The organism is Candidatus Desulfolinea nitratireducens (genome assembly GCF_982879505.1).
In genome coordinates, this window is sequence record NZ_CEYOSI010000225.1 from 1 (window position 1) to 5,555 (window position 5,555).

The 5,555-nt window shown below is 52.7% G+C and carries 6 protein-coding genes; 3 read left to right on the top strand and 3 right to left on the bottom strand.

The annotated features are described in order from the left end of the window. The 3 genes from AC3DOM_RS15120 to AC3DOM_RS15130 all read left to right on the top strand — a co-directional run. On the top strand, positions 1–1,074 hold a 1,074-nt coding region (locus AC3DOM_RS15120), incomplete at its 5' end, for a glycosyltransferase (protein WP_487919876.1). Continuing rightward, positions 1,071–1,268 carry a hypothetical protein gene (locus tag AC3DOM_RS15125; protein WP_487919877.1) on the top strand — a complete coding sequence of 66 codons (198 nt, stop codon included), beginning with the start codon at positions 1,071–1,073 and terminating at the stop codon, positions 1,266–1,268. The genes AC3DOM_RS15120 and AC3DOM_RS15125, both read left to right, overlap by 4 nt. Beyond that, the gene (locus tag AC3DOM_RS15130) at positions 1,265–2,272 is read left to right on the top strand and encodes a glycosyltransferase family 4 protein (protein WP_487919878.1); all 1,008 of its coding nucleotides are present in this window, start codon (positions 1,265–1,267) and stop codon (positions 2,270–2,272) included. The genes AC3DOM_RS15125 and AC3DOM_RS15130 overlap by 4 nt, the downstream gene beginning before the upstream one ends. 17 nt (positions 2,273–2,289) lie before the next feature. On the opposite strand, the gene mvk is transcribed toward AC3DOM_RS15130, so the two are convergent. The 3 genes from mvk to AC3DOM_RS15145 all read right to left on the bottom strand — a co-directional run. Next, entirely contained in the window at positions 2,290–3,375 is a 1,086-nt protein-coding gene (mvk, locus tag AC3DOM_RS15135) for a mevalonate kinase (RefSeq protein ID WP_487919879.1), read from the bottom strand. Beyond that, entirely contained in the window at positions 3,372–4,241 is an 870-nt protein-coding gene (locus AC3DOM_RS15140; protein WP_487919880.1) for a decaprenyl-phosphate phosphoribosyltransferase, read from the bottom strand. The genes mvk and AC3DOM_RS15140 overlap by 4 nt, the downstream gene beginning before the upstream one ends. Positions 4,242–4,414: 173 nt before the next feature. Next, the coding region (locus AC3DOM_RS15145) for a permease (protein WP_487919881.1) at positions 4,415–5,555 on the bottom strand (1,141 nt) is incomplete at its 5' end.

Genomic DNA, 5,555 nt, shown 5'->3' on the forward strand with positions numbered 1-5,555 from the left:
CTCACCCAACTCGGTCACGAGCTGATTCTGCTCGTCCCGGATATGCAGCCGCAGCGTCCCAGCCGGGAAGAACTGGCTGCCTATTATGGTTTAAAAGACACCTTCGAAGTCCGCTGGCTGAAGACATCTAACCGCCGCAGTTATCCCTGGCGAGCTATACTTGAAGCAAAGAAACTCAATCCCGATCTGATTTTCAGTTGGTCTCCACAGAGCGCTGTTTTCGCCTTGCTCCAGCGCCTCCCCACCATCCTTGAACTGCATGAGCCCCTGCATGGCCGCTTCGGCCCCGCGTGGTTTCGTGCCTTCCTCCGTCTCAACGGAAAAAAACGATTGATCAGCATCACGCGTGGATTGCAGGATCTTCTGGAACACGATTATGGACTCCCGGAGGATTGCGTCATCGCCCCGAATGGGATTGACCTGGAACGTTACGATTCGCTCCCAGGCCCCGAGCTTGCCCGGAGGGAGATCGGCCTCCCGGAGGCCCCAACAGTGGTCTGCACCGGTCACCTCTACGCTGGTCGCGGCGTGGAAACTTTCCTCGCCCTGGCGGAGAAAAATCCACAGGCGAGCTTTGTCTGGGTTGGCGGTCGCCCGGCTGAGGTCGAGATGTGGCGCGAGCAGACAGTTGCTCGGAGGTTGGAAAACGTCAGATTTACGGGATTTATCCAAAATGCCGGGTTGCCCCTCTATCAAGCCGCTGCTGATATTTTGATCGCCCCTTACGAGGCCAATATTTCCGGCTCCAGCGGCGGGGATTCAGCATCCTATGCCAGCCCGATGAAACTCTACGACTATATGGCAGCGAAACGCGCCATCATTACCAGCGATCTGCCCGTCATCCGCGAAGTCTTGGATGAGGAGAGTGCAATCTTCTGTCCTCCCGACGATCTCGATGCCTGGCAGGGAGCATTATCATCTTTATTCGCTGATGAAAACAAACGGAAAAAATTGGCAGAGAATGCCTACGCCCGGGTCGGAGAGAATACCTGGCTGGCACGCGGTCGTCGTCTTTTGGATGGTTTTTCTCCCAAAAGAAGAACCAGTATTGGCCATCCCAGGATAACTGGATGAGATATGGATATGCCCTGAACTTCAATCGGATTACAAAACTCAGCGAAACAGAATACGAAGAATTTTGTGAGAGGCGCTTTGAACCACTTGCCCGCAAGAAGATTCAGGCAGCCCTCACCTTCAGTAAAGCTGAAAAAATGGTCGTCATTGACTCGAAAATTCGGCGTAGAAAAACCAGGGCAAACAGAAGATGACTCGCATTTGTATTGTCCCCAAATCACAATCGGGGGGCGGGGGTTCCTTCCGCCTGAAGTTTGAAGCTGGATTAAAAACCCGCGGGATCGAGGTGACGCATAATCCAGCCGAGGAATCTGATGCCATTTTGGTGATTGGCGGGACCCGAAAGCTGCTGCCATTATGGAGGGCCAAAAGGCGTGGCGTACGGATTGTGCAGCGTCTGGATGGAGTTAATTGGGTCCAACGCGTACGCTGGAGCGGGGTACGTTATACACTCCGTGCGGAGTATGGCAATTGGCTGTTAGCTTTCACCCGCAACCGGGTGGCTGACGAAGTCATTTACCAAAGCAAATTCATCCGTGGATGGTGGGAAGATTGGTATGGTAAAGCACGCATACCGGGGCATGTGGTTCTAAATGGTGTTGATTTGGAGAACTTTTCACCTGATAGAGAAAATCCAATCCCACGTATTCCCCCATATCGGTTGTTAGTTGTTGAAGGCAGTTTGGCAGGCGGGTTGGATACGGGTCTCAAGGCCGCTCTGCATTTGACGGAGATATTATCGGAGCGATATTCTGTTAAACTCACCGTCGCCGGAAAAGTGGACGTAAATACAAAAAATGAATTGAAAAAGGCCAGCAAAACCGTTAAGCTTCTGGAAATTGTGTCTCGTGAACAAATCCCTGAATTGATGCGTTCCTCACATCTACTCTTTTCTGCCGAGATTAACCCGCCCTGTCCGAATTCGGTTATCGAGGCGCTGGCCTGTGGATTGCCTGTAGTTGGTTTTGATACCGGCTCATTACGGGAATTAATAGGGGAGGGTGCCGGGCGTCTTACTCCATATGGGGGAAACCCATGGAATTTGGATACACCGGATATCCCCTCATTGGCAAAGGCGGCATCTGAGATTTTAGTAGACCAGGAGCGTTTTCGGTTGGCTGCACGTGTGCGTGCTGAAGAAAGTTTGGGTGTGGACAAGATGGTGGATAACTACCTCGAAATTTTGTTGGGGAAATAAATCAAAGCAAAAGATTTCTAGGATATTTCTGTAACGATCACCTTTTTAGCCCCCGCATCAAGCAGCGCCTCGACAATCGCCGGGGCTTTTTCTTTTGTGGACAGGGCGATCATATTTCCGCCGCGACCCCCTCCGGAGAGCTTCGCTCCGAGCGCCCCTGCCCTCAGGCTTGCTTCCGTTAAAAAATCCAATTCCGGCGAGGAGACGGTCATCTCCTGCAGCAAGGCGTGATTCTCATTCATCAGCGGCCCCAGTCTTTCTGGGTGTCCACCCATGATGGCCTGACGCGCTGTTTTTGCGATGCTGCCCGCCGCCGCGAAGAGGGCGTCCATTTTTTGTGGATTCTCTTCCCATAGCTCCCGCACATCACTGACGGATTCTTTTGTCGGTGCGGGGAGACCGGTATCCCCGATGACGATCGTGAAAGGCTTTGCAACGCGGAGAGGAGTGATTTGCCCCCCCTTCCGTCCCCCCCGCGAGCGGGGGGGAGACTTTTTCTCTCCCGCTTGCGGGGGAGATGCCCGAAGGGCAGAGGGGGCGGGAATAAAGAAGATCGGTTTCCCATAGGTCACAACAGTATTATCAATCCCCGAAGGAGTTCCATGATGGATCTTCTCCACTTCGTATGCTAATTCGCTGATTTTTTCGTTCGCAAAAGGCTTTTCAAGATGGGCCGAGAGGGCGCGGATGATCGCAACCGACACCGCCGCGCCTGATCCCAGACCTGAGGCGAGGGGGATGGTGGATGTGATTTTTATCTTCAGTCCCTTAGTCACGTCATTGCGGGGAGCATGCTTTTGCGACGAAGCAATCTCCTCCTGAATAATGCGAGATTGCTTCGCTTCGCTCGCAATGACGTCGATGTTAAGAGCCGCGAAAACGCTATTTATAACGGCAGCAAGTGGATGATCCGGGGCGAGGCGGGAGAGTTCTTCGTGGAGGCCAATATCCGGGGCGTCAACCCAAATCCCTGCGCGGTCGATATCCGAGACCTCCGCATCCGCATGAACTTCTGATACAGGCACAGCCAAGGCGGGCTGCCCGTAGACAACAGCATGCTCGCCAAAGAGAATGATTTTGCCGGGCGCGCTGGCTTTGGTCATGAAAGATAGAAGACGGCCATCACGACGATTCCCCAAAGAGCGATGGCGATTTGAAGCGGCCGATCGGTAAGAACGATTTCCTCGGGCGATCCGGTGACCTGCGAAACCTGCACAAGGTAGAGATAGCGGAAAATGGCGTAGATCACGAAGGGGATTGTCAGCATCATCGCGTGATTGTCGGGGACGTTTGGCGCGGTGAAGGTGTATAAGCTATATGCGACGATGGTTGTGCCAGAGACAATGGTGATAAATTGATCGAGGAGCGGGATGGTATAGCCTTCGAGGACTTTACGATGAGAGCCAGCTCCATCTGTGAGCAGGGTCAGTTCGGCACGGCGTTTGCCAAAACCCAGATAGAGCGCCCCCAATGTGGTGATCACGTAAAGCCACGGGGAGAATCGTTCAACCTCGATCAGGGTCACGCCGCTGTGAACGCGTAAAACAAAGCCTGCGGCGAGGATCATCACGTCGAGGATCGGGATATGTTTCAGCCGGGAGCTATACGCCAGCATCATTAAAAAGTAGATCGCCAAAACCGTCGCAAAGGCAGGCGTCAGCAACCAGGCGCTGGGAAATACGATTGTCACAAGAAAAATTCCAAAAACGCGCGCTACGCCAACGGGCAACTCTCCTGAAGGCAAGGGCCGATGTTTTTTCTCGGGATGTTGGCGGTCGGCATCTATATCGCTGATATCGTTAAAGATATAAACCGCGCTGGAGATCAGGCTGAACAGGGCAAATCCGGCCAGCGTGCGCAGGGCAGGCTCAAGCTGAAATAGCTGCTTGTCGAAGACGAGCGCGAAGAAAACGATCACGTTTTTTACCCACTGACGTGGGCGCATGGTTTTTAGGAGGGCTTTTATCATGGGGATATTCTAACCGCAAATATAAAAGAGTTGAATAGAAAAAGACTCTATTCCATTATTCGGGAACAGAGTCTTTTTAGGTCTTGCGCTCGCTCCAGGCGGAGTCCTCGCCGCCGCTCTAAAGGATGTTGCCGCGAAGGATGGTTTATGATGGGTACTATAAAATTGAAGTCTTAGAAACTTAGTGCAATATTATAAACATAAGCCAAGACCACTGCCCCAAATAAGGCGAAACCAATATACAGGGAAAATACCTTGCGGTTCACCAAGCCCCAGACCGCAGACATGGCGGGGAGGGTCGTCATCGGGCCAGCGATCAGGAAAGATAAGGCTGCCGCAGGATTCATCCCCTGTGCCAGGAGACCGCCTACCAAAGGCATCGCTGTCAGGTTACTGGTATAAACCGGGACACCCAATAATGCTGCGGTGAAAATTGCCCAGGGATTATCCCCGCCCAAGGCACTCGTAATCCATGTTTCGGGAACATATAAGTTGACCAACGCGCCGATGAACCAGGCCAGGAGCATAAACTTGATCACCATGGATGTTGCGATCCATGTTTCGCTGGTGAGTCGCGCCCAAAAAGAGGATTCAATCTTTACTTCTGTTGCGCAGCTTGAGCCTTCATCGCAGCCACAGGTTGATTCTTGCTGGCTTTCTCCCAGAGAGATCGGCAAAGGGAGGGTTGTGGTTGATGAAAGAGGTGCCGTTTGAAGAAGCAATGGAGATGCATCTGGAGAACAACCCGAGTCCGTACAACCGGAGGCTTCTCCGCTTAGCGCGGTCTCTGCTGCAAGAGTCTGCGGCCTTAGTTTAGAGCTGATGGCGAACAAACCATCTTTAAAAACCTGCCAATATGTTTTCACCTGTGTGGATTGTGTGTGGCGCAAAATATTCTGGCCTATCCATCCGCTCTGGACCAGGAAATGTGTCGCGAAACCGCCACCCAGGCTCAAAGCAAGCGTGGCTGCCAATCGCCAAACAGCCAGATTCCATCCCAGCATACTCGCTGAGAGGAAAAATATCTCCGGGTCCATCGATGGGGAGGCCAGCCAGAAAGACATCACTGGCGCCAGGGGCACGCCTCCGATCAGCATCGCTGCGATCACCGGAATCACACCACATGAGCAGAAAGGACTGAACGCCCCAACAATAGTCGCCAGAATAATTGCTATGATCGGGCGGGCAGAGAAGGCCCGGCTGATATATTTCGATGCCCCGGACATATTCACTGCAACCGCAATCGGGATCGTCACCAACAAATAGGGCCAGATGTGAATAAAACTCTCAACTACATAATCCAGGATTGCCATA

What these genes read in the sequence shown, in the direction of transcription:
- AC3DOM_RS15125 (WP_487919877.1), top strand. Translation starts at nt 1,071, where the DNA reads ATGAGATATGGATATGCCCTGAACTTCAATCGGATTACAAAACTCAGC.
- AC3DOM_RS15130 (WP_487919878.1), top strand. Translation starts at nt 1,265, where the DNA reads ATGACTCGCATTTGTATTGTCCCCAAATCACAATCGGGGGGCGGGGGT.
- mvk (WP_487919879.1), bottom strand. Translation starts at nt 3,375, where the DNA reads ATGACCAAAGCCAGCGCGCCCGGCAAAATCATTCTCTTTGGCGAGCAT.
- AC3DOM_RS15140 (WP_487919880.1), bottom strand. Translation starts at nt 4,241, where the DNA reads ATGATAAAAGCCCTCCTAAAAACCATGCGCCCACGTCAGTGGGTAAAA.